At 67.1% G+C, this 21,287-nt stretch carries 20 protein-coding genes; 12 read left to right on the plus strand and 8 right to left on the minus strand.

Annotation, left to right across the window (positions count from 1 at the left end; translation table 11 throughout):
* Nucleotides 1-51: 51 nt before the first annotated feature.
* The 6 genes from fen to NOV86_RS04665 all read left to right on the plus strand — a co-directional run bounded on the left by fen (nucleotide 52) and on the right by NOV86_RS04665 (nucleotide 6,231).
* Nucleotides 52-1,032, plus strand: coding sequence for a flap endonuclease-1 (gene fen, locus NOV86_RS04640; RefSeq protein WP_267640086.1), 981 nt, complete (start codon nucleotides 52-54; stop codon nucleotides 1,030-1,032).
* 212 nt (nucleotides 1,033-1,244) lie between these two features.
* Entirely contained in the window at nucleotides 1,245-2,390 is a 1,146-nt protein-coding gene (locus NOV86_RS04645) for a PKD domain-containing protein (protein WP_267640087.1), read from the plus strand.
* A 78-nt stretch (nucleotides 2,391-2,468) separates the two neighbouring features.
* On the plus strand, nucleotides 2,469-2,717 hold the full coding sequence (locus tag NOV86_RS04650) for a BolA family protein (RefSeq protein ID WP_267640088.1): 249 nt from the start codon (nucleotides 2,469-2,471) through the stop codon (nucleotides 2,715-2,717).
* Between the two features lie 65 nt (nucleotides 2,718-2,782).
* Nucleotides 2,783-3,247, plus strand: a complete 465-nt coding sequence (locus tag NOV86_RS04655; RefSeq protein ID WP_267640089.1) for a PH domain-containing protein — start codon at nucleotides 2,783-2,785, stop codon at nucleotides 3,245-3,247.
* Nucleotides 3,248-3,249: 2 nt separating this feature from the next.
* Nucleotides 3,250-4,920, plus strand: a complete 1,671-nt coding sequence (locus NOV86_RS04660) for a PH domain-containing protein (RefSeq protein ID WP_267640090.1) — start codon at nucleotides 3,250-3,252, stop codon at nucleotides 4,918-4,920.
* 150 nt (nucleotides 4,921-5,070) lie between these two features.
* Nucleotides 5,071-6,231: a hypothetical protein gene (locus NOV86_RS04665; RefSeq protein WP_267640091.1), complete on the plus strand. Its 1,161-nt coding sequence runs from the start codon at nucleotides 5,071-5,073 to the stop codon at nucleotides 6,229-6,231.
* A 64-nt stretch (nucleotides 6,232-6,295) separates the two neighbouring features.
* Here the strand turns inward: NOV86_RS04665 and NOV86_RS04670 are convergent, their stop codons facing one another.
* The 4 genes from NOV86_RS04670 to NOV86_RS04685 are packed head-to-tail and all read right to left on the minus strand — an operon-like array spanning nucleotide 6,296 to nucleotide 10,704.
* Nucleotides 6,296-7,444 (minus strand): ABC transporter ATP-binding protein, encoded by a 1,149-nt coding sequence (locus tag NOV86_RS04670; RefSeq protein ID WP_267640092.1) that lies wholly within the window; start codon nucleotides 7,442-7,444, stop codon nucleotides 6,296-6,298.
* A gap of 33 nt (nucleotides 7,445-7,477) precedes the next feature.
* The gene (locus NOV86_RS04675; RefSeq protein WP_267640093.1) at nucleotides 7,478-8,389 is read right to left on the minus strand and encodes a carbohydrate ABC transporter permease; all 912 of its coding nucleotides are present in this window, start codon (nucleotides 8,387-8,389) and stop codon (nucleotides 7,478-7,480) included.
* Nucleotides 8,386-9,387, minus strand: coding sequence for a carbohydrate ABC transporter permease (locus NOV86_RS04680; RefSeq protein ID WP_267640094.1), 1,002 nt, complete (start codon nucleotides 9,385-9,387; stop codon nucleotides 8,386-8,388). Before NOV86_RS04680 ends, NOV86_RS04675 begins: the two co-directional genes overlap by 4 nt.
* Nucleotides 9,388-9,411: 24 nt before the next feature.
* Nucleotides 9,412-10,704: an ABC transporter substrate-binding protein gene (locus NOV86_RS04685; RefSeq protein WP_368408719.1), complete on the minus strand. Its 1,293-nt coding sequence runs from the start codon at nucleotides 10,702-10,704 to the stop codon at nucleotides 9,412-9,414.
* A 229-nt stretch (nucleotides 10,705-10,933) separates the two neighbouring features.
* Between NOV86_RS04685 and NOV86_RS04690 the strand changes: the two genes are divergently transcribed.
* From NOV86_RS04690 to NOV86_RS04705, 4 genes are all read left to right on the plus strand, one after another.
* Nucleotides 10,934-12,343: a class II fumarate hydratase gene (locus tag NOV86_RS04690; RefSeq protein WP_267640096.1), complete on the plus strand. Its 1,410-nt coding sequence runs from the start codon at nucleotides 10,934-10,936 to the stop codon at nucleotides 12,341-12,343.
* 244 nt (nucleotides 12,344-12,587) lie between these two features.
* Nucleotides 12,588-12,821: an HVO_2901 family zinc finger protein gene (locus NOV86_RS04695; protein WP_267640097.1), complete on the plus strand. Its 234-nt coding sequence runs from the start codon at nucleotides 12,588-12,590 to the stop codon at nucleotides 12,819-12,821.
* A gap of 163 nt (nucleotides 12,822-12,984) precedes the next feature.
* On the plus strand, nucleotides 12,985-14,853 hold the full coding sequence (gatE, locus tag NOV86_RS04700) for a Glu-tRNA(Gln) amidotransferase subunit GatE (RefSeq protein WP_267640098.1): 1,869 nt from the start codon (nucleotides 12,985-12,987) through the stop codon (nucleotides 14,851-14,853).
* Nucleotides 14,854-14,944: 91 nt separating this feature from the next.
* Nucleotides 14,945-15,385 (plus strand): hypothetical protein, encoded by a 441-nt coding sequence (locus NOV86_RS04705; protein ID WP_267640099.1) that lies wholly within the window; start codon nucleotides 14,945-14,947, stop codon nucleotides 15,383-15,385.
* Between the two features lie 28 nt (nucleotides 15,386-15,413).
* Here the strand turns inward: NOV86_RS04705 and NOV86_RS04710 are convergent, their stop codons facing one another.
* The 3 genes from NOV86_RS04710 to NOV86_RS04720 all read right to left on the minus strand — a co-directional run bounded on the left by NOV86_RS04710 (nucleotide 15,414) and on the right by NOV86_RS04720 (nucleotide 17,814).
* Complete coding sequence (locus NOV86_RS04710) at nucleotides 15,414-16,286, minus strand: phosphatase PAP2 family protein (RefSeq protein ID WP_267640100.1); 873 nt, start codon at nucleotides 16,284-16,286, stop codon at nucleotides 15,414-15,416.
* Nucleotides 16,287-16,441: 155 nt separating this feature from the next.
* Entirely contained in the window at nucleotides 16,442-17,266 is an 825-nt protein-coding gene (locus NOV86_RS04715) for an RNA methyltransferase (protein WP_267640101.1), read from the minus strand.
* Nucleotides 17,266-17,814 (minus strand): DUF8114 family protein, encoded by a 549-nt coding sequence (locus NOV86_RS04720; RefSeq protein WP_267640102.1) that lies wholly within the window; start codon nucleotides 17,812-17,814, stop codon nucleotides 17,266-17,268. Before NOV86_RS04720 ends, NOV86_RS04715 begins: the two co-directional genes overlap by 1 nt.
* A 213-nt stretch (nucleotides 17,815-18,027) precedes the next feature.
* Here NOV86_RS04720 and folP point away from each other — a divergent pair, with 213 nt between their 5' ends.
* Both folP and NOV86_RS04730 read left to right on the plus strand, forming a co-directional pair.
* The gene (gene folP / locus NOV86_RS04725) at nucleotides 18,028-19,224 is read left to right on the plus strand and encodes a dihydropteroate synthase (RefSeq protein WP_267640103.1); all 1,197 of its coding nucleotides are present in this window, start codon (nucleotides 18,028-18,030) and stop codon (nucleotides 19,222-19,224) included.
* Nucleotides 19,225-19,564: 340 nt separating this feature from the next.
* Complete coding sequence (locus NOV86_RS04730) at nucleotides 19,565-20,239, plus strand: 6-hydroxymethylpterin diphosphokinase MptE-like protein (RefSeq protein ID WP_267640104.1); 675 nt, start codon at nucleotides 19,565-19,567, stop codon at nucleotides 20,237-20,239.
* Between the two features lie 42 nt (nucleotides 20,240-20,281).
* Here NOV86_RS04730 and NOV86_RS04735 read toward each other — a convergent pair whose 3' ends face one another.
* Nucleotides 20,282-21,253: a quinone oxidoreductase family protein gene (locus tag NOV86_RS04735; protein WP_267641707.1), complete on the minus strand. Its 972-nt coding sequence runs from the start codon at nucleotides 21,251-21,253 to the stop codon at nucleotides 20,282-20,284.
* Between the last annotated feature and the right edge of the window lie 34 nt (nucleotides 21,254-21,287).

Below are 21,287 nucleotides of genomic sequence, written 5' to 3' on the forward strand. Positions count from 1 at the left end.
CGGACCTGGAATCACCAGTATTGAAACCCTGCGCCCCGTAGCCAGCCCAAGATGGGAAACGCAGACCTTCGGGACCTCGCGCACATCGAGGAGGTCCCCTTCGACGAACTCGGCGGCGGCGTGGTGGCGGTCGACGCCCACAACTGGCTCTACCGCTACCTGACGACGACCGTCCGCTGGACCAGCGACCACCGCTACACCACCGAGGGCGGCGACGAGGTGGCGAACCTCATCGGCATCGTCCAGGGGCTCCCGAAGTTCTTCGAGCACGACCTGACGCCCGTGATGGTGTTCGACGGCGGGCCCTCCGAGCTGAAGACCGACGAGATCGAGTCCCGCCGCGAGCAGCGCAAGCAGATGGAAGAACGCCTCGAAGAGGCCCGCGAGCGCGGTGACACCGCCGAGGTCGCCCGCCTCGACTCCGCCACCCAGCGTCTTACTCCTGTTATCCAGGAGACCAGCCGGGAACTCCTGCGCCTGCTCGACGTGCCGGTGGTCGAGGCCCCTGCCGAGGGGGAGGCCCAGTGCGCCCACATCGCCAAGCGCGGCGATTCGGATTACGTCGGGACCGAGGACTACGACGCCCTGCTGTTCGGCGCGCCCGTCACGCTCCGCCAGTTGACCAGCAAGGGCGACCCCGAGCGCATGGACCTCCAGCAGACGCTCGACGACCTCGACGTGACCCTCGAACAGCTCATCGACATCGCCATCCTCTGTGGCACCGACTTCAACGAGGGCGTCCACGGCTACGGGCCCAAGACCGCCCTGAAGAAGGTCAGGGAGCACGGCGACCTCTGGACCGTCTTCGAGAAGGAGGACGTGTACGTCGAGAACGCCGACCTCGTCCGCGCCCTGTTCCGCGACCCGAACGTCACCGACGACTACGAGTTCGACACCAGCATCTCGCCCGACGTGGACGCGGCCCGCGAGTACGTCGTCGAGGAGTGGGAGGTCGACCCCGACGAGGTCCGCCGCGGCTTCGAGCGCATGGAGGAGGGGCTGACCCAGACCGGACTGGACAACTGGACCTGAACTGTCGAGCCGTCACTTTTCCGTTCACCGCCTTCAGCCGACGTCCCAGCCACGGCAGCGCCGCCAGAACCGTGGTGAGGCCGGCGTCAGACACCGTTTCGACCGTTGGAAACGTTGCCGAACGGGATTACCCTGCTCGCAATAAACGGGGTGCATGGACAGGGAAGCACTGCATGTCGAAGTTCACGACTCGACGCGGAGTGCTTGGAACGGTGACTGGACTGGTCGCGGCCACTGCCGGCGTCGCCGGGGTGGGTGGCGGGACAGCACCCGAGAACGGCGGTAGCACCACCGGCGGAGACGCAGCCGGTGGCGGTGTCGCCGACGCGGCAGCACAGACAGCGAACCGACAGCAGTTCGATATCCTCGAGGGGACCGACCTGCAGACGACCGTGTACGTCCGAACGGCCGAGGCCGACGGCCCGACCGTGTTCGTGGTCGGTGGCGTCCACGGCGACGAGGAATCCGGGTACAGGACGGCCGACGCCGTGACCGAGTGGGAGGTCGACGCCGGCCAGCTCGTCGTCCTCCCGCGGGCGAACCAGCCGGCCGTCGAGTCCGGGACCCGGACAGGCGGCATCGGCGACCTCAACCGGCAGTTCCCGGCCGGCGAGGAACCGACCAGCGAGCTCGCGCGGGCCATCTGGTCGGTCATCACGGAGTACGACCCCGACGTGCTGGTCGACCTGCACCAGGCCGACAGCATCTACACGCCCGGGCAGGAGGGCCCCGAGAAGGACGTCGGGCAGGCCATCTTCCACAGTGGCGGCAACGCCGGCGGGTACGCCACGGAGATGGCGGCACAGGTGAACGAGAACGTCGTGCCCGACTCCCGGCCGCGGTACGACTTCCTGACGGCGATGTTCGACTTCGAGATGGAGCCGTCGGGACTGCTCGCCACGAAGGCGGCGACGGCCCTCGACAGCGACAGCCTGCTGGTCGAGGTCACGGACGAGGACCTCGCACTCGAGACGCAGGTGGCCTGGCAGACCGCGCTCGTCCGGGTCCTCCTCTCGGGACTGGTCATCGCGGACGGGGAAGGGGAGGACGGGGAGGAGCCCGAACCGGAGAACGAACCACCCGTGGCGGTCCTCGAGACCATGCCCGCCGACGCCGAGAGCGTCGACTTCGAGCGCGGTGACACCGTCACCTTCGACGCCTCGCGGTCCAGCGACCCCGACGGTGAGGTCGCCACCTACGAGTGGTCGCTCGACGGCGAGTCGTTCCGGGAGGGCGACGCCACGGCCGAACTCACGTTCAACGAGTGTGGCACCGCCGAGGTCAAGGTCCGGGTCACCGACGACGACGGCGCGACCGACACCGTCGCCGTGACCGTCTCGACGAAGGACCGGGACTGAGCCGGCGAGGACCCCGGGACCGGCTGCCCCGGACGCAATCCCTAAACGCTGGACCGACGTAGGCGACGACGAGCCCAGATGACACCCGAGGAAGTCGCCGACATGATCGAAGCGAACCTCGACGACGCCGAGGCGACCGTCGAGCGCGCCCGTGGCGAACACGACGACGACCACCTGCGCGCCATCGTCGTCTCGCCCGCCTTCGAGGGCAAGCCGCTGGTCCAGCAACACCAGCTCGTCTACGACGCGCTCGGCGAGCACATGACGACGGACATCCACGCGCTGGAGCTGAAGACCTACACGCCCGCGGAGTACGCCGACCTGTAGCCGCCGGCGCCCCACAGCCGTCCGGCGAGCACGGCTTTTTTACGCCAGCGAGCCACCGTGTCAGTATGGAAACCCTTCACGGTCGCGTTCGCGTCGAGTGGGCGCTCCAGACGGTCGTCACGGCGGTCGTCCTCGGCGGGGTCGTCTTCGGCATCGACCGGGTCGCCCAGCTGGGGCTCGGGCCGGCGGTCCCGGCCGCCCTGGCCGTGCTCATCGTCGCCATCGGCGTCGGACACGCGATACTGCTCTACCGTGACTGGCGGTTCGACCTCGAACCGGACTCCCTCTACCTCGAACGCGGCGTCGTCACCCGGGTCGAGACGGCGGTCCCCTACGTCCGCGTCCAGCACGTCGACACCCAGCGCAACCCCATCGACCGCGCGCTCGGCCTCTCCCGGGTGGTGGTCTACACCGCGGGTTCGCGGGGCGCCGACGTGTCGGTACCGGGGCTGACCCCCGAGCGTGCCCGCCGCCTGCGTAACGAACTCCGGGACCTCGCGGTCGAGTCCGAACCGGAGGACGCGGTGTAGCGATGCGACTCCATCCCATCTCCGCGGTCAGCCGGGCGCTCCGCTACGGCGTCAACGGGCTGTCCATCCCGTTCTTCCTCGTGGCGATGCTGAGTGCGGCCGGTATCGGCTCCATCGACTGGCTGTTCCTCGTGGCCCCGGTCGGCCTCGTCGTCGGCGTCACCTACGGCGTGATGACGTACCTGCGCTACGACTACGCCCTCAGCGAGGACACCTTCGACGTGGCCCAAGGCGTCATCGGCCGGACCGAACGCGAGATTCCCCTCCGGCGCATCCAGAACGTCGACGTCTCCCAGAACGTCTTCCACCGGCTGTTCGGCGTCGCCGTCGTCCGCATCGAGACGGCCGGTGGCGGCGGGACCGAGGCGACCCTCTCGGTCGTCGCCGAGGCGGAGGCGAGCCGGTTGCGCCGGGAGATCCGCGAGCGCCGCGCGAAGGTCACCGGCGAGGCCGAGGCACGGGAGACGGGCGAGGCCGCGCCGACCGACGCGGCTTCTGACTCGGCCACCGGGGCGACTGCTGACGCGTCCACCGACACGACTGCTGGCCAGCCCGCCGACCCGGCGAGGGCACCGCCCGGCCAGGCGGCCGGCGGCGAGCAGCATCCCGGCGAGTACGTCGACGAAGCCACCGCCGGGAAGCCGACCACCACCCACGCCCCGACCAGCGAGGTGCTCTTCGAGCTCAGACCCGTCGAGTTGCTCGCGCTCGCGGTGACCCGGTTCCGGTTCCGCTCCGTGGTCCTGCTCGTGGTCGCCATCCCGTTCGTGGAGGACTTCGCCATCCGGCTCCTGCTCGACGCGGCCGCCCCCCTGGGCGGGCCGGCCGCCCTCGACCCCGGGGTGATGACCAGACAGGAGCTGCTCGCCGTCGGGCTCGTCGGGCCGCCGCTCATCCTGCTCGCGTCCATCCTCACCAGCGTCGTCCTCTCCACGCTGGAGTTCTACGACTTCGAACTCGGCCGCGAGGGCGACGACCTCGTCTACGAGCGCGGCCTGCTCCAGCGCTACAGCGGCTCCATCCCCCGCGAGAAGGTCCAGACCATCAGCCTGACCGAGACGTTCCTGATGCGCCCGCTCGGGTTCGCCGGGCTCACCGTCGAGACCGCGGGCTACGCCGGGAGCCGCGCCAGCCAGGGCAGCCAGGCCGCGGTCCCCATCGCGAAACTGGACCGGACGCTCGAACTCGCCCGGGAACTGGAGGACTTCCCCGACCTCGAGTTCACGCGCCCGCCGAAACGTGCCCGCCGACGCTACGCGGTCCGGTACAGCATCCCCATCGTCCTGCTGCTCGCGGTCGCCTACGCCGTCTCGGCGATGGTCACGCCCATCCCGTGGTACCTGCCTGCCGCGGCGTTCGTCGCGGTCCCCTTCGCTGCCCACCTGAAGTGGGCGAACCGCGGCTTCGCCGTCGGCGAGGACCACCTGCTCATCCGCGACGGCTTCTGGAACCGGACGACCCGCGTCGTGCCCTACTACCGCATCCAGACGGTCGTCAGCGAGGCGACGGTCTTCCAGCGCCGCCTCGACCTCGCGACCCTGGTCGCCGACACGGCGAGTTCCGCGACCCTGCTCGGCGGCAGTCCGACCGCGTTCGACCTCGACGAGTCGACCGTGGACGAGTTGCAGTCGAGCCTCAGGGAGCGGTTGCAGGCGAGCCTGCACGGGGCGTGAGGGACGCCCGGTCGGAGAGGCGTTCAGTCACCGGGGGCGAGGGAGCATCGTACCCAGCAGCGGCCGACATCTCCCTGTCTGTTGCGCACTCCATTGACGACCAGCGACCGATGCACGGCTTATTTGAGTGGCCCAGCGGGAGGTAGACCAATGACCGACACCTTCGCGGACAGGACCCTCGCCGAGCACCGGCGTGTCTTCGAGAAGATATGGTGGCAGAACCCCGAGCGACAGAACGCGACGTCATCGTCCTGGTGGTTCTTTCTCCTGTTCCCGGAGGGCGAGGAGGGCTACGGTCCGCGTCAACTGATGTTCTCGGTAGCTGCCTGTGTGGGTGACCAGTCCCGGGTGAACGACCTCCCGCCCCGGGGGATGGACGCTGACCGCCCCGTCGAAGACGGTGTGGACAGATTCGACGCGACGACGGTCGGCTGGGCCGGCGACGAGGACGTGGTCCACGACCACGTCGTCAGGCAACCAGCCGAGGCGGTGCTCTCTCGCGAGGACCAGCGTCTCGAGGCCTGGGCAGACCGCGAGGACGGTACCAGACGCGGCAGCGAGATAACAGCGCTCTCGGACCGTCCGCTCGGTCTGCGAGCCCACGTCATCGGTGACGACGCGGAGGCGGAGTTCGAGGCGTGGGGCGACCTCGACTCGAAGATGACCGCACCACACCACTCGCTGGACATCGACACCCCGCTGGGTGGCGCCGAGGTCGTGGCCTGGCGCCAGATGCAGTTCGAGGGCGAGTTCGACCTGCCCGACGGCCCCGAGACGCTCTCCGGCTCGTGTTACTTCCAGCGCGTGTGTTTCGACATGCCGCTGATGCCCTGGAAGTGGGTCTGGGCGATATTCCCGGACGGGACCTCGTTCTCGGTACTGGTTCCGTTCATCGGGCCACACCTGTTCCGAAAGGGCTACCAGTTCTTCTCCTCGGACAGACTCGAACGCCTGACGATACCCCTTCGACAGAACGGGTTCTGGAACTGGGGCTCGAAAGCGGGGCACGTCGAGTTCGACAGGATCACCGTCGAACCACTGCTGGGCACCGGCGAGCACCCCGACTTCGACGTTCGCGTCGAGAACGAGGCGGGCGATTACGTGCGGTTCGTCGCCCGGACCTATGGCCACGCGCGAAACTGGCTCGACCGCCCGAGGCTCGGTGGGCGGCTCACGTCTCACTGGAGTTACAACGAGTTCATGTTCCGGATGACCGGGCTCGCCGGACACGTCGGCGGCACGTCGATCGACGCAGAGTCACTGGGAACCGGATTCGGAACGCTGGAGTACAGTACCGGGCTGGGGCTGTGAGTCACCGGTCGGTCCGCCAGCGCCTCGCCGAGGGACGATACCGACAGAAGAGAAGCCCCGACGGTCAGACCGGCTGGCCGAGCGCCTCGACGTTCTCCAGCGACCGGTTCTTCAGCGCCTTCCCGGTGTTCGCGTCGAACAGGTGGACGGCGTCCTCGGGGACGTGCGCGACGACCGGCTGGCCGGCCTCGACGCGTTGCATCCCACCGATGGTGACGATGAACGTCTCCGGGTCGGCCTCCTCCGGGTCGAAGGTCAGGTAGAGGTTGTTCTCGTCGCCGGTCGGCTCGACCACGTCCACGACGGTCTCGAAGTCGTGGTCGCCCGCGGCGTCGGAACGGATCTCGATGTCCTCGGGCCGGATGCCCATGGTGAGGTTCGTCGCGTCGCCGACGGCATCGAGCGTCTCCTGGGAGACGGGGTAGGAGAACTTCTCGGCGCGCAGGCGGTCGCCCTGGACCTCCACGTCGAAGAAGTTCATCGAGGGCTCGCCGATGAAGTCCGCGACGAACTCGTTGTTCGGTTCGTGGTAGCACTCCAGTGGCGTGCCGACCTGCTGGAGGACGCCGTCGTCGAGGATGGCGATGCGGTCGCCCATCGTCATCGCCTCCGTCTGGTCGTGCGTGACGTAGACGGTGGAGACGCCGAGGTCCTCCTGGATGCGCTGGAGTTCGGTGCGCATCTTCGCGCGGAGCTTGGCGTCGAGGTTCGACAGCGGCTCGTCCATCAGGAACACCTCGGGGTCGCGGACGATGGCGCGACCCAGGGCGACGCGCTGTTGCTGGCCACCGGAGAGTTCCCGGGGCTTGCGGTCGAGCAGGTCGCCGATGCCCATCATCTCCGCGGCGGCGGTGACCTTCTCCTGTATCTCGTCGTCCGGCATGTCCGTCGACTCCTCCAGCCCGAAGCTCATGTTCTCGGCGACGGTCATGTGCGGGTACAGCGCGTAGGACTGGAACACCATCGCGATGTCGCGGTCGGCGGGCTGTTTGTGGTTGATGAGGCCGCCCCCGAGGCGGAGTTCGCCATCGGTGACGGTCTCCAGCCCCGCGATCATCCGCAGGGTGGTGGACTTCCCACACCCCGAGGGGCCGACCAGCACGAGGAACTCGCCGTCCTCGATGTCGACGTTCACGTCGTCGACGGCCACGATCTCGTTTCCGTCGTCTTCGACGAACACCTTGGTGATGCCGTCGAGGGTCAGTTCAGCCATGTGTCTTCCTCCGTTGTCTCGTTGTGAATCATCTTAGGCGGTTACTCCTTTCGCGAACTGTTCTCCGAAGAAGATGTACACCAGCAGCGTCGGCAGGGCGGTGACGAACGCGCCGGCCATCTGGAGCGGGAAGTTCGTCCCCGACTGGGAGACGCCGAGCCCCGACAGCGACATCGTCACGACCGACGCGTCGCCGGACTGGACGATGATGAGCGCGAACAGCAGGTCGTTCCAGATCTGGGTGAACTGGTAGATGAACGTCACCGCGAACATCGGGATCGAGAGCGGCAGGATGATGCGCCGGTAGATCTTGTACACCGAGGCACCGTCGAGCCGTGCCGCCTCGACCATCTCCCCGGAGAGGTCCTTGTAGTACGACCGGAACAGCAACGTACAGATGGGGATACCGTACGCCGTGTGCGTGATGATGAGCGCGAGGATCTTCCAGTGGTACGTCTCGATGACGGGCAGCAGGTAGGCCCACGGCTCGAACATCGTCCGCAGCGGGACGATGTTGTACCAGAACTGCGAGAGCGGCACCAGCACGGCCTGGTACGGGATGAAGATGCCCGCGACGAACAGGGTGTAGATGCCGACCTGGTACTTCCAGTCGACGCTGGTCAGGCCGTAGGCGGCCATGCTCCCGAACGCGGCCGACAGGATGGTCGCCGGGATGGTCAGCAGGAGGCTGTTGAACAGCCCGCTCGAGAGCTGTTCGAACGCCTCGACCCACATCGCGAAACTGAGCCCGTCCGGGGTGGGCGGGAGGAACGGGACGCCGGTCCCGTAGTACGAAAGCGTCTTGATGGAGGTCATCAGCCCCGTCTCGATGGGGATGAGGTAGAACACCGCCATGCCGAGGAGCGTGAGGTAGAGTCCCACGCGCCGGAACGGGAAGCCGGTCTGCTGTTCGGTCTGGGTCTCGGTCGCGGTCGCCTGACTCATAGTTGCCCCCGCTGGTACTGCGTGTAGAGGTACGGTGCGACGATGGCGAGTGCCATCAGGAACAGGATGACGGCGATGGCCGAGCCGTACGCCCAGTTCCCGTTGCTGTACGCCTCACGGACCATCCGCGTCGCGAGGATGTCGGCGGACGGACCGGGCTGGTAGCCACCGTACATCGCGTAGAGGAAGTCGAACGCCTTCAGCGCGAACACGACCAGCACGACCGACGCGCTGATGGTCGCGGTCCGCAGCTGCGGGATGATGACCCGCCAGTACATGCGGACCGAACTCGCGCCGTCGACGCGGGCGGCCTCGAAGTGCTCGTTCGGGATGGCGCGCAGGCCGGCAAGGTAGACGACCATCGCGTAGCCGCTGAACTGCCAGATGAGCGCGAACACGACCGCCGCGAGCTTCAGCTGTGGGTTCTGCACGATGCCGACCGAGTCGAACCCGAGCGTCGTGATGACGGCGTTGACGAGGCCGGACTCCTGGTTGTACATGAACAGCCAGAACTTCGCGGTCACGACGAACGAGAGGCTCATCGGGAGCAGGTAGATGGTCCGGAAGGTGTTCTCGTAGCGGATCTCCTGGTCGACGAGGATGGCCATCAGCAGGCCGATGACCAGGCAGACCGCGGTGAACGCGACCATCAGTATCAACGTGTTCGTCGCCGAGTTCCAGATGGGTTCCACCGAGAGGTTCGACCACGACGGCGTCCCGCCGGTGAACGCGATGACGTAGTTCTCGAGGTCCAGGCTGGTGTAGTCCGGCGACGCCGTGAAGCCCGCCAGGTCCGTCAGCGAGATGACGACGTTCCAGAGGATGGCCCCGTAGACGAACAGCCCGACGAGCAGGAACGGCGGCAGCCAGAACGGCGCGGACTGGACGCTGTCGCGGTCCAGAAGCGACCGTTCCTCCTGCGCCGTGCCACCGTCGGTGCGTACCTCGCGCTGACGGTTTGCGAGCGCCTGTACGAGTTCTGTTAGTTTCTTGCGCATAAAATGTGGTACGGCGGTGCCGTGTTAGCTGAACGACCCGACCAGCTGCGTCGTCGTCTTGTCCACGTCGTAGGACTCGATGAAGCCACTGAACGCGTCGAGGACGTTCGTCCGGATGGCCGGTGCGAGCGCGAGACCGTGCTGGATGGACGGCGGCTGCGCGTCCGAGCTGGTGAAGTCGTCGAACTGGTCCTGCTGGAACTTGTTCAGTTTGGACGGGTCGGCGTCCTTACGCGGCGGGATGGAGCCCTTCTTCTTGTTGAAGCGGATCTGGGCGTCCGTCGTGCCACAGTAGCTGAGGAACGTCTTCGTCGCCTCGGGCGACGGGTTGTTCGACGGGAACGGGAACGAGTCCATGTTGAGGGCGTAGTAGCCGTCGGTGCCCGGGAACGGGACGTGGCCCCAGTCCTCGCCGTAGTTGAACTCGTCGTTGCCGCTGTAGGCGCCGGCCGCCCAGTCGCCCTGGTGGATGAACGCGGCCTTCCCGCTCATGACGCGGTTGTTCGCCTCGGTGAACGTGATGGAGGCGGCGTCGTCGGGGTAGAACTCGGAGTAGTCCTTGACCGTCTGGAGCGCCTTCTTGATCTGTGCTTCCTTCCCGTTGCCGTTGACGAAGGCGTTGTAGCCGGACTGGCCGGCCTGCCCGAGCAGCACGGTGGCCCAGAGCTGCACGGTCGACCAGTTGGAACTGGTCTGCTGGGCGAACGGGGTCGCGTCCGTGTTGTCGGCGACCTTCTGGAAGGCGGCCGTGAGGTCGTCCGGCGTCGAGATGCTGGACGGGTCGACGCCCGCCTCCTCGACGACCGACTTGTTGTAGAAGAGGTTGTTGATGCGGTGGATGTTGAGCGGGACGGTGACGAACGTGCCACCGACCTGGGCCTGCTTCTTCGGCCCCGGCAGGTAGTTGCTCTTCATGTCGTCGTCCCAGACGTCACCCTCGAGGTCGCCGTAGGCGCCCTCGAACTTGGTGAGGTTCTTGCCGGGCCACGCCTGCCACGTGCTCGGCGGGTTGTTGTTCTTCATCCGGTTCTGGATGACCGTCCCGAGGTTCTTCCGGGCGGCCCCGTTGACCGGCTCTTCCGCGAACTCCACGTCGGGGTGTTCCTCCTGGAACCCGTCGAGGAGTGCCGCGATGGCGTCGGAGCCGTCACCACTGCTCCACGCGTGGAGGAGTTCGATCGGTTCCTGACCGCCACCGCCGCCGGTCAGGCCACCGACACATCCGGCGAGACCTGTCAGACCGGCCGCGCCAGCTGCGCCGGCTGTCTTCAGCACACTGCGCCGCGAAACATCGTGAGTCGAATCGTTTCCTGTCATGCCACCACGTGTCCCACTATGTGAGACCTACGCAGGCATTGCGGATGCCCACACTTAACACTTTCTCAAATTAATTCAGTTCTGAGTGAATTCTGCAGAGGTACAACGGCTGTTGTTGGATTCTGGCCACCCTTCTCCCCTCTCGGCAGTGATATGTATCCGGGCTGGCACCGCCCTCCAGCGAACGGATTCGGTGGGTTTTACGCACCGGCCGGTCGACCGTTCAGGTATGTCCGACGACTACCGCACCGAGCGGGACAGCCTCGGCGAGATGCAGGTACCGGCCGACGCCTACTGGGGGGCACAGACCCAGCGCGCGGTGGAGAACTTCCCCATCTCCGGCCTCACGTTCGGGCGTCGGTTCGTGCGTGCACTCGGCGTGGTGAAGAAGGCTGCGGCCCAGGCCAACCGCGACCTCGAGATGATCCCCGAGGACAAGGCCGAATGCATCATCGAGGCCGCCGACGAGGTCATCGCCGGCGAGCACGACGACCAGTTCCCGGTCGACGTGTTCCAGACCGGCTCGGGCACCTCCTCGAACATGAACGCCAACGAGGTCATCGCGAACCGCGCGACCGAGCTCTACGGCGGGGAGATCGGCAGCCGCGAGATCCACCCGAACGACCACGTCAACTTCGGGCAGTCCTCGAACGACGTCATCCCGACCGCGATGCACGTCGCCGCGCTGGAGGCCGTCGAGAAGGACGTCATCCCGGCGCTCGACACCCTCCGCGAGGAACTCGAGCAGAAGACAGAGGAGTTCGACGGCATCGTCAAGACCGGCCGCACCCACCTGCAGGACGCCACCCCGGTCCGGCTCGGCCAGGAGTTCGGCGGCTACAGGACCCAGGTCGAGAAGGGGCTCGTCCGCGTCGACAACACGCGCGAGCACCTCGCCGAACTCGCCCTCGGCGGCACCGCGGTCGGCACGGGACTGAACACCCACCCGGAGTTCCCCGAGCGCGCCGCCGAGTACATCACGAAGGAGACCGGCGTCCAGTTCCGCGAGGCCGACGACCACTTCGAGGCCCAGGCCGCCCACGACGCGATGTCCGAGGCCCACGGCGCCCTGCGGACCGTCGCCGGCAGCCTGAACAAGATCGCGAACGACCTTCGCCTGCTCGCGTCGGGCCCGCGCAACGGGCTCGGTGAACTCGAACAGCCCGAGAACCAGCCCGGCTCGTCCATCATGCCCGGCAAGATCAACCCGGTCGTCGCCGAGGCCGTCAACCAGCTCCACAAGCAGGTCGTCGGCAACGACGCCGCCGTCTCCGCCGGCGCCGCCGAGGGCCAGATCGACCTCAACCTGTACAAGCCGGTGTGTGCGTACAACTTCCTGCAGTCCGCCGAGCTCATCGCGAACGGGAGCACGGTGTTCGCCCGGAAGTTCGTCGCGAAGCTCGAGGCCAACGAGGCGCACTGCGAGGAGCAGGTCGAGCAGTCGATGGCGCTCGCGACCGCGCTCAACCCGCACATCGGGTACGACAGGGCCAGCGAGGCCGCCAAGACCGCGCTCAAGGAGGGCAAGACCGTCCGGCAGGTCGTCGTCGAAAAGGGCTACCTGACCGAGGAGGAGGCCGACGAGATCATCGACCCCGAGGCGATGACCCACCGCGGCATCCTCGGCCAGGACGACTGAGCACCCCGACCGCCCCCGCCCGGCCGACCGCGCACCACGACGTTTTCTCGCCCCGACAGGAGTCCGGTTGTTGACACCACTCACCACGTGTGAGGATATCAAGGGCAACGTTTATTACCGAGTAATGCTCGGGGTGGAAGTGAAATAATCGGGAGACTGCGGAAAGTTACCGAACGTTATCGACAGACGGCACGAACCCGAACAATCCACGGGTGTTATGGTGGTTGCAGTCCATATTTCTACCATGCACACCTGTCGCAACTGCAACCAATCGTTCAGCACCGAGCTCGCTCTAGAGATGCACCTCGACACATGTGAGAAAGGACAGCTCTTCTGCGAACAATGTGGTGACCGGTTCTCCGAGCGTGTAGCGACACGGGATGGCTGGCACTATCGATGCCCGAACGACGAATGCGACGGACAGGGACTGGGCGAGGACATTCTTCAGATCGACAATATTCGCGCGGCGACGCAGTAACGAACACCAGACGCTTCTCCGGTTCAACCACACCCCAGAGCCCCGGCACGCGGTCCTGCCGGGCGAGCACCGCGACAGGTGACGGATCCGCTGGCACACGGCCCCTGGCCAGGGTCGCCGCAACTGGACGGTTTTTTACCCCTCCGACTCGGACCCTCTCGCAATGACCGACCACGACTACGAGGAGCTGGGACTGGTCGCCGGGCTGGAGATCCACCAGCAGCTCGACACGGCGAGCAAGCTGTTCTGTGCCTGCCCGACCGACCTCCGGGAACCCGAGGAGGCAGCACGCGAGTTCACGCGCTACCTGCACCCGACGAAGTCCGAACTCGGGGAACTGGACGAGGCCGCACTGGAGGAGAGCCAGGTCGAACGCGAGTTCACCTACCTCGCCTACGACTCGACCTGTCTCGTCGAGGAGGACGACGAACCGCCCCACCGGCTGGACGACGAGGCGCGCGAGGTCGCCCTGGAGATCGCACAGTTGCTGGACATGACGCCCGTCGACACCGCCCACGTCATGCGCAAGATCGTCGTCGACGGCTCGAACACCTCGGGCTTCCAGCGCTCGACCCAGATCGCCACCGACGGCGAGATATCGACCGACGACGGCCCGGTCCGCGTCGCCGACCTGATGCTGGAGGAGGAGTCCTGCCAGCGCGTCGAGGAGCACGAGGACGGCGTCACGTTCAGCCTCGACCGCCTCGGCATCCCGCTGGTCGAAATCGGCACGAAACCGGACATCTCCTCGCCCGAGCAGGCCCGCGAGGCCGCAGAGCGCATCGGGATGTTGCTCCGCTCGACCGGCCACGTCAAGCGCGGCCTCGGCACCATCCGCCAGGACGTGAACATCTCCATCGCCGAGGGCGCCCGCGTCGAGGTCAAGGGCGTCCAGAGCCTCGACGACATCGACGACATCGTCCGGAACGAGGCCGGCCGGCAGGTCGAACTTCTCGCAATCCGCGACGAACTCGCCGAGCGCGGCGCGAGCGTCGGCGAGGTGCAGGACGTCACGAGCGTCTTCGAGGATTCGGACTCCGGCGTCATCCGCGACGCGCTCGATTCCGGCGGGAAGGTCACCGCAGTTCCTCTGTTCGGGTTCGACGGACTGGTCGGCCGCGAGATACAGCCCGACCGTCGTCTGGGGACCGAGTTCTCCGACCACGCCAAGCGCCACGGTGCCGGCGGCATCTTCCACACCGACGAGCTCCCGGCCTACGGCGTCACCGAGGACGAGGTCGCCGCCCTGCGCGAGGCCGTCGACGCCGGCGAGGACGACGCCGTGGCCATCGTCGCCGCGGGCGCCGAGGTCGCCGACAAGGCCATCGAGGCCGCCGCGACGCGCGCCGAGACCGCACTGGAGGGCGTCCCGGAGGAGACCCGCGGCGCGAACGAGGACGGCACGACCCGGTACCTGCGCCCGCTCCCCGGCGCGGCCCGGATGTACCCCGAGACGGACGTGCCGCCGGTCGACCTCGACCCCAGCGAGGTCGACACACCCGAACTCCTGACTGAAAAAGTCGAGCGCTACCAGGACGAGTACGGCCTCGACGCGGGGCTGGCCGAGCAGGTCGCCTACGGTCAGCGCATGCCCCTGTTCGAGTCGGTCGTCGCCGACGGCATCGACGCGACCCTCGCCGCGGGTACCCTCGAGTCCACGCTGACCGAGTTGCGGCGTGACGACGTGCCCGTCGCGAACCTCACCGACGAGCACCTGCGCGACGCGCTGGCGCTCGTCGACGACGGCGAGGTGCCCAACGAGGGTATGAACGACCTGCTGACCGCGCTCGCCGAGGATCCGAGTCTCACTGCTGAGGAGGCCGTCGAGGCCGAGGACCTCGGTGGGGTCTCCGAGGACGAGGTCCGCGAGGCCGTCGCGGAGGTCGTCGAACGCAATTCCGAACAGGTCGAAGAGGAGGGTATGGGCGCGTTCTCCGCGCTCATGGGCGAGTGCATGGGTGCGCTCCGCGGCAAGGCCGGTGGCGACACCGTGAGCGCCGTGCTCCGCGAGGAGATCCAGAAGCGCGCCTGACCCCTTTCTGCGAACCGCCCGTCGGAGTCTGGCTCTCGACTCTTTCGTCCACACAATACTCTTCTCGATAGCCGACATACAGGATAGGTGAATGACGATCGATGGCTCCAAGCGTCGGCTTTTCGGGACGATTGGAGCAGTCACCCTCGCGTCACTTACTGGCTGTCTGCAGACCCTGTTCGTCGAACAACCGTCCGGTGAACTCGTCGTCGCGAACCAGAACGACCGTCCGCATACCGTGTCGATCACCGCCACGAACGACCATCTCGTCCACGAGGGAAAGCCTGCAGCGAACAGACGGTTTCAACAGACCATCGAGCCGAGCGAGACGGTTCGGAGATCACGGTTCTTCGTCAGTGGTCAAACCGAGGTGGTCGTCGCCGTGGATGGCACCCAGATTGGACGCCACACCGTGGACATCTGGCGAGGCGAGGGTGGCGACGACGACCGTCACGAGGAGGCACTCGAAGTGACGATTCGACCCGATGGGACCACCGCTGTCGATGTCGTGGTTACACACACTGCTTCCTGATTCGAGGTGTTGAAACCGGCGTAATCGGTCAGTCCGCGCTGCGTCCGTAGCCGCCGTCGGAACTGCTCTGGTCGCGCAGCGCCTTCTTGAGCCGTTCCTCGTAGGTCGCCGGGTCCGCGATGCGCTGTGAGATGTAGAACGAGAGTCCCACGAGCACCAGCGCGAACGCGGCGTCCGTCAGCCAGTGGACGCCGAGGTAGAACGTCGAGAACACGATGGCGACGGTGAGGCCGGTCGCAAGTCTGGCGTAGTGCTTCGTGCTGTACCGGGCGTAGACCGCGGCGAGCGCGGAGATGCCGGTGTGCAGGCTCGGGAACGCCTTCACGAGCGTGTCGGTCGAGGTGATGCCCTCGGTGATGATGGGGTGGAGGTCGTACATCAGGGCCTCCATGCCGGTGCCGCCGGAGGCCGTGTGGCCGAGGTACTCCGAGGTGACCGCGACCGGGAACGCCAGGAAGTACGGCAGCGCCATCAGCACGAGCAGGGCGTAGCCCGCGCAGTAGCGTCTGGCCTGCTCGGGGTCGTGGGCCTTCAGTTTCCAGTAGGTGAACAGCGTCACGAACGGGAAGCCGATGAGGTAGACGAACGTCATCGCGTACGTCAGGGGCACCCACGTCACCGCCTGGAACAGCATGACGGTCGTCCCCTCGAGGCCGTAGATGACCGAGGTGTAGGTCCGGCCGGCGTAGAAGTTGTGCGCGAGCGTGTTCACGCCGAAGGTGACGGTCCAGGCGACGCCGAGGTACTTCCAGTCCGTCCGGACCAGGCCGCCGGCGAACGACCGGAGGCTGACGCCAGGGACGAACAGGCGGAACCCGAGGGCGAAGACGAGCAGCGTGGGCACCGCTACGAGGAGGCTGAACAGGGTGCCGTGGGTGAGGGAGGGCAGTAGCTGCTCCATATGTCTATATACCGATACTGTACCGTCGTTGTATCATAGTTTCGGTCCGGAGAGCGCAATCTCCGGGTGGGCGGGGCTGTCGCATGCGGGGACTCCCGCAATAATAGTCCGGGAGGAAATAAATCCTTTCTGTAAATTCTTCAGGGCCGGCGTGGTCAGTCGTCCTGTGCCGGCCGGTCGGTCGCGGTCTCGCTCGCGGCATCGTCTGCCGTTTCGCTCCCGTCTTCGCGGTCTGCGGGGTCACGCGGGACGCCGGCGAGTTCGGGGTGGTTCGTCGCGCGCCGGAAGATGCCGAGCAGGGAGCGCGCCTCGCGCTGGGTCGGGTGCGCCCGGCCGAAGACGCGCCGGGCCATCCGGAGGGTCTTCGCGCGCTTCTCCTCGGGGTGGTCGATGCTGTCGAGCAGGTCGTCGAACTGGTCGTACAGTCGGTCGAGCATCGCCTCCTCGGCGCGCTCGTGCTCGCGGTCCGGCAGCTGGGTCTCCTCGACGGTCAGCCCGCGCAGCTCGTAGAGCGTGATGGTCGCGGCCTGCCCGAGGTTGAGGACCGGGTAGTCGTCGCTGGCCGGGATCGAGCAGACGGCGTCGAGCTTCGAGAGCTCCTCGTTGGTCAGGCCGTCGGCCTCGCGCCCGAAGACGAGACAGCTGTCGGCCTCCAGGCCGGCGAGGTCCTCCGCGAGTTCGTCCGGCGTGAAGAAGGGGAACCGGACGTGCTTGCGGCAGTCCTCGTTGGTCGTGGCGGTCAGCCCCACCGTGTAGTAGTTCTCGACGATGTCGTCGAAGTCGACGACCTGCGCGTTCGCGAGGACGTCCTCGCGGGCGCGCCCGGCGAAGCCCCAGGCCTCGCCGTGTTCCTCCATGACGCCCGCCGGCGGGTCGACGAGCAGCAACTCGGAGAGCCCGAAGTTCTTCATCGCCCGGGCGATGGTGCCGACGTTGCCCGGCGTCTTGCTGTCGACGACGGCGACTGCTGGCGTGCTCATCACTTATCGCCCGTCGGGTACTCCTTCGAGATGTCCATGTTGCGGATGTCGATGCGCTCTTTCGGCTCGTCGTCGTCGACGCCCGCGTGGTCGTACTCGTCGAGGTCCGACGGGTCCGGCAGGTCCGGCTTCGGGAGGGCCATCGGGTCCGTCTCGACGTGCTCGATGCCGCCGTAGTCCTCGGGGGCCCGGCCGCCGTCTGCGAACCACTCGTGGAACTCGTCCTCGAAGCGGTCGGTCTCGGCGTACTCGACGCCGCCCTCCTCGCGGAACCAGTAGAGGAAGTCCGGCTCGTGCTCGTCACAGAGGACGACCTCGGCCAGGGGCTCCCCGTAGACCACGGTCGCGATGTTGCACTCGTCGACGTGCTCGTCGCCGTGGATCAGCCAGCAGGCGTCACACGGCCCGTTGTAGATGACGCCGAGGCGCACGAGGCGTCGCTTCGTGTCCTCGTCCATCTCGTCGAAGGGCCGGACCTCGCCCTCCGCGGTGAACACCTCGTCCTCGTCGAAGCGCCACCCCCGGAGACCGATGCTTATCTTGCTCATACCCGGTGGTATCGGGTCTGTGGGTAAAAACGACGCGTCTTCCGGTGTGGTGGGTCGGGGCAGGACGTTCTGATGTCGGTCTGGACGCTGCCACGGATTCCGACGGCACGACGACCTCCCCCAGCCGACCAGACCACCGAACACCACCAGAACTCCCGGCAGCCAGCGCGGGGAACAGGCCGTTTTTCACGATTCAGCCCCCCATCTCTGGTAATGAGAGACGTAGACGCCGCCGGGCTCGGTATCGGGGACGGCTACCCGACCCGGGTCATGGGGGTGCTGAACGTGAGTTCGGAATCACCGTACAAGCCGAGCGTCTTCGACGATGCGGGCGACGCGGCCGCGTACGTGGACGAGGAACTCATCGGCGAGGGCGCGGACATCGTGGACGTGGGTCTCGAGTCCGCGAACAAGAAGTTCGACGTGCTCTCCGCCGAGCAGGAACTCGACCGGCTGGACGTCGCCCTCGAGACCATCGAGTCAACGTCGGGCGACGCGGTCTGGTCCATCGAGACGCGCTACCACGAGGTCGCCGAGGCCGCCATCGAGGGCGGCTTCGACATGGTGAACGACATCGCCGGCTTCGCCGACCCCGAGATGCCCCGCGTCTGTGAGGAGTACGACGTGGCAGTGGGGAAGATGGCGAGCCCACCGGACCTGACACGACCGGGGGCGGTCGAGGAGACGCCGTGGGCCGAGCGCAAGGGCGCCGAGTGGGCCGAGTCCGCGGACTACGTCGACCAGGTGTACGAGGCGCTGAAGCAGCACGGTCTGACGGACAAGACCATCGTCGACCCGGCCTTCGGCGGCTGGTCGGAGGCCCAGACGACCGAGCAGGACCGCGAGACCCTTCGACGGCTCCGAGAGTTCCGCGGGCTGGGCCAGCCCATCCTCGTCTCCATCAACCGGAAGAACTTCCTGCGCGAGCTGACCGGCCGCGACACCGAGCAGGCGCTCGCGGTCTCGCTGGCCGCGACCTCGATGGCCATCGAGCGCGGCGCACACGTCGTCCGGACCCACGACGTGCGCGAGACGGTCGACGCCTGCGCCGTCGGCGACGCCTTCACGCCCGACCGGCTCCGCGGCGGCTCCGGGGACGTGACCGTCGAGGAACTCGACGTCCAGACCGAGGATGACGTGGCCCGCCACGTCGAGCGTCTCGACACCGACGACGTGGCGGCGGACGCGACCCGGGCCGTGCTCGAGGTGTCCGGGCTCACCACGGCCCAGGCGGAATCGCTGGCTGCGGCCGCGTCTGACGCGGGCGCGGTCTTCGCGACCGGCGCGGGCGACGGCCGGGGTGGCCTGCTCGTCGGCAGTTACCGTTGCTTGCGGAGACTGGCCGCGACAGCCCCTGAGGACGGCGAGCTGTCGGCTGTCACCGACGAGGTAGAATCGCTCGTCGGCTGAGCGACGCCGGCTGCCACCCGTTGGACGGCCGACAGCCCGTAATCCCGTCATCGCGTCGTCGTCCGGCGATTCTCAGGCGGTGAAAACGTTGTTTCGAGGTGTATAAGGCCGTGTTATCCAGCGAATCTTCGAGCGCAAGAATGGTCGAAAGGTAGAGACGAACCCGGGTATCACCCTGGTTTCGACCCGATAACGACGGAGGAAAGAGAGAAAACTTATACCACGGCAGTATGAACGAACGGGTGGAAGCCGGAAGGGCCTCTCGGGTAGGGGTACCTTGTAAGAGGCAATTCCGGCCCACACCAACGGTTATCTTGGACACAACCCGATAGCCACTGGTATGGACTTCAGCGAGTTCGAATCCGTCTACGAGCGCATCCTCCGAGACTTCGGCTTCGACCGCGAAGGCGACGAGCGCGCCCGAGACGTTCTGCGCGAACTGACGACCTCGTTCGACGAGTCACGACTCTCGTCGCTGGCCCGCGAACGCGTGGCCATCTGCGGGGCGGCCCCGTCGCTGGCGGACGACCTCGCGAGCCTCGACGCGGACCGCATCGTCGCCGTCTCCTCGGCGGCCGCGGTCTGTCGGGACCACGGCCTCGATATCGACGTGTACGTGACCGACCTCGACGCCGAGCCCGAACTCGCTGGGGTATTGAGCGCCGAGGGGATTCCGACCGTCGTCCACGCGCACGGGGACAACGTGGACGCAGTCCGGGAGCTGGTGCCGACGCTCACACAGGAGCACGTCCTGCCCACGACGCAGGCCGCACCCGTCGCTCACGTGCGGAACTACGGCGGGTTCACCGACGGGGACCGGGCGGCCTTCCTCGCGGACCACGTCGGGGCCGGCGAACTGGTCTTCCCGGGCTGGGACTTCGACGACCCGTCGGTGGGCGAGCTGAAACGGCAGAAACTGGAGTGGGCGGCGCGGTTGCTCTACTGGCTGGAACAGCGCCGCGGGGTGACGTTCGACGTGCTCGACGGGCGTCGTGACGGCTTAGAACTCCCCTAAGCCCGCGTTCTGGGGAGAGAATCGGCTGGCGGTCGACCTGGCTCAGGGTTCGAGGACGACCTTGCCCGAGGACTTGCGGTCCTCGATGTACTGGTGGGCCTCGGCGGCGTCCTCGAGGGCGAACGTCTCGCCGACGACGACCTCGAGTTCGCCGGACTCGAGCCCCTGCGTGAGCTCCGGGACGGCTTCGAGGACGCGCTCGGGCTTGCGCTGCATCGCCTTCCCGAGGTGGTAGCCGATGATCGACTGGTTCCGGAAGAACATCTCGCTGGTGTCGACGGTGCCGGGGACGCCGCTGGCGGCGCCGTAGGGCACGATACGGCCGAAGTCCTTGGTCGCGCGGACCGACTCGGCGAACACCTCGTCGCCGACGCCGTCGAGGGCGAGGTCGACGCCCACGCCGTCGGTCTCGTCCAGCACGACCTCCCGGAATTCTTCCTCGGTGTAGTTGATGGGGTGGTCACAGCCGAGGTCGGCCGCGAGGTCGAGCTTCTCCTGCGTGCTCGCCGTGCCGAAGACCTCTGCCCCGGCGCGGTCGGCGAGCTGGACCGCGGCCGTGCCGACGCCACCGGCGGCAGCCTGGATGAGGACGGACTCGCCCTCCTCGAGGCCGCCCCAGCCGAACAGGCAGTTGTGGGCGGTCAGGAACTGGACGGGGAAGCCGGCGGCCTCCGCGAATGACATCCCCTCCGGGATGGGGAACAGGCTCTCGGCGTCCGCCAGGACGTACTCCGCGTAGCCACCCTGTCCGACGAGGCCGACGACGCGCTCGCCGCCCTCGTAGGCCACGTCCTCGCCGACCGCGTCGATGGTCCCCGCGGCCTCGAAGCCGGGCACGAAGGGGGCGTCGGGGCCGCCCGGGTAGTGCCCGCGTCGTTGCATGATGTCGGCGAAGTTGATGCCCGCCGCCGCGACCTCGATGCGGACCTGCCCGGGACCTGGTTCGGGAACGTCCTCCTCGACCACCCGCATCGTCTCGGTGTCGCCGTACTCGGTGACCTCGATGGCTTGCATCTGCATCGCGACTGAGTACTCACTCAGTACATAA

Origin of the sequence: Haloarchaeobius amylolyticus, from assembly GCF_026616195.1 — an archaeon.
GTDB classification, from domain to species: domain Archaea; phylum Halobacteriota; class Halobacteria; order Halobacteriales; family Natrialbaceae; genus Haloarchaeobius; species Haloarchaeobius amylolyticus.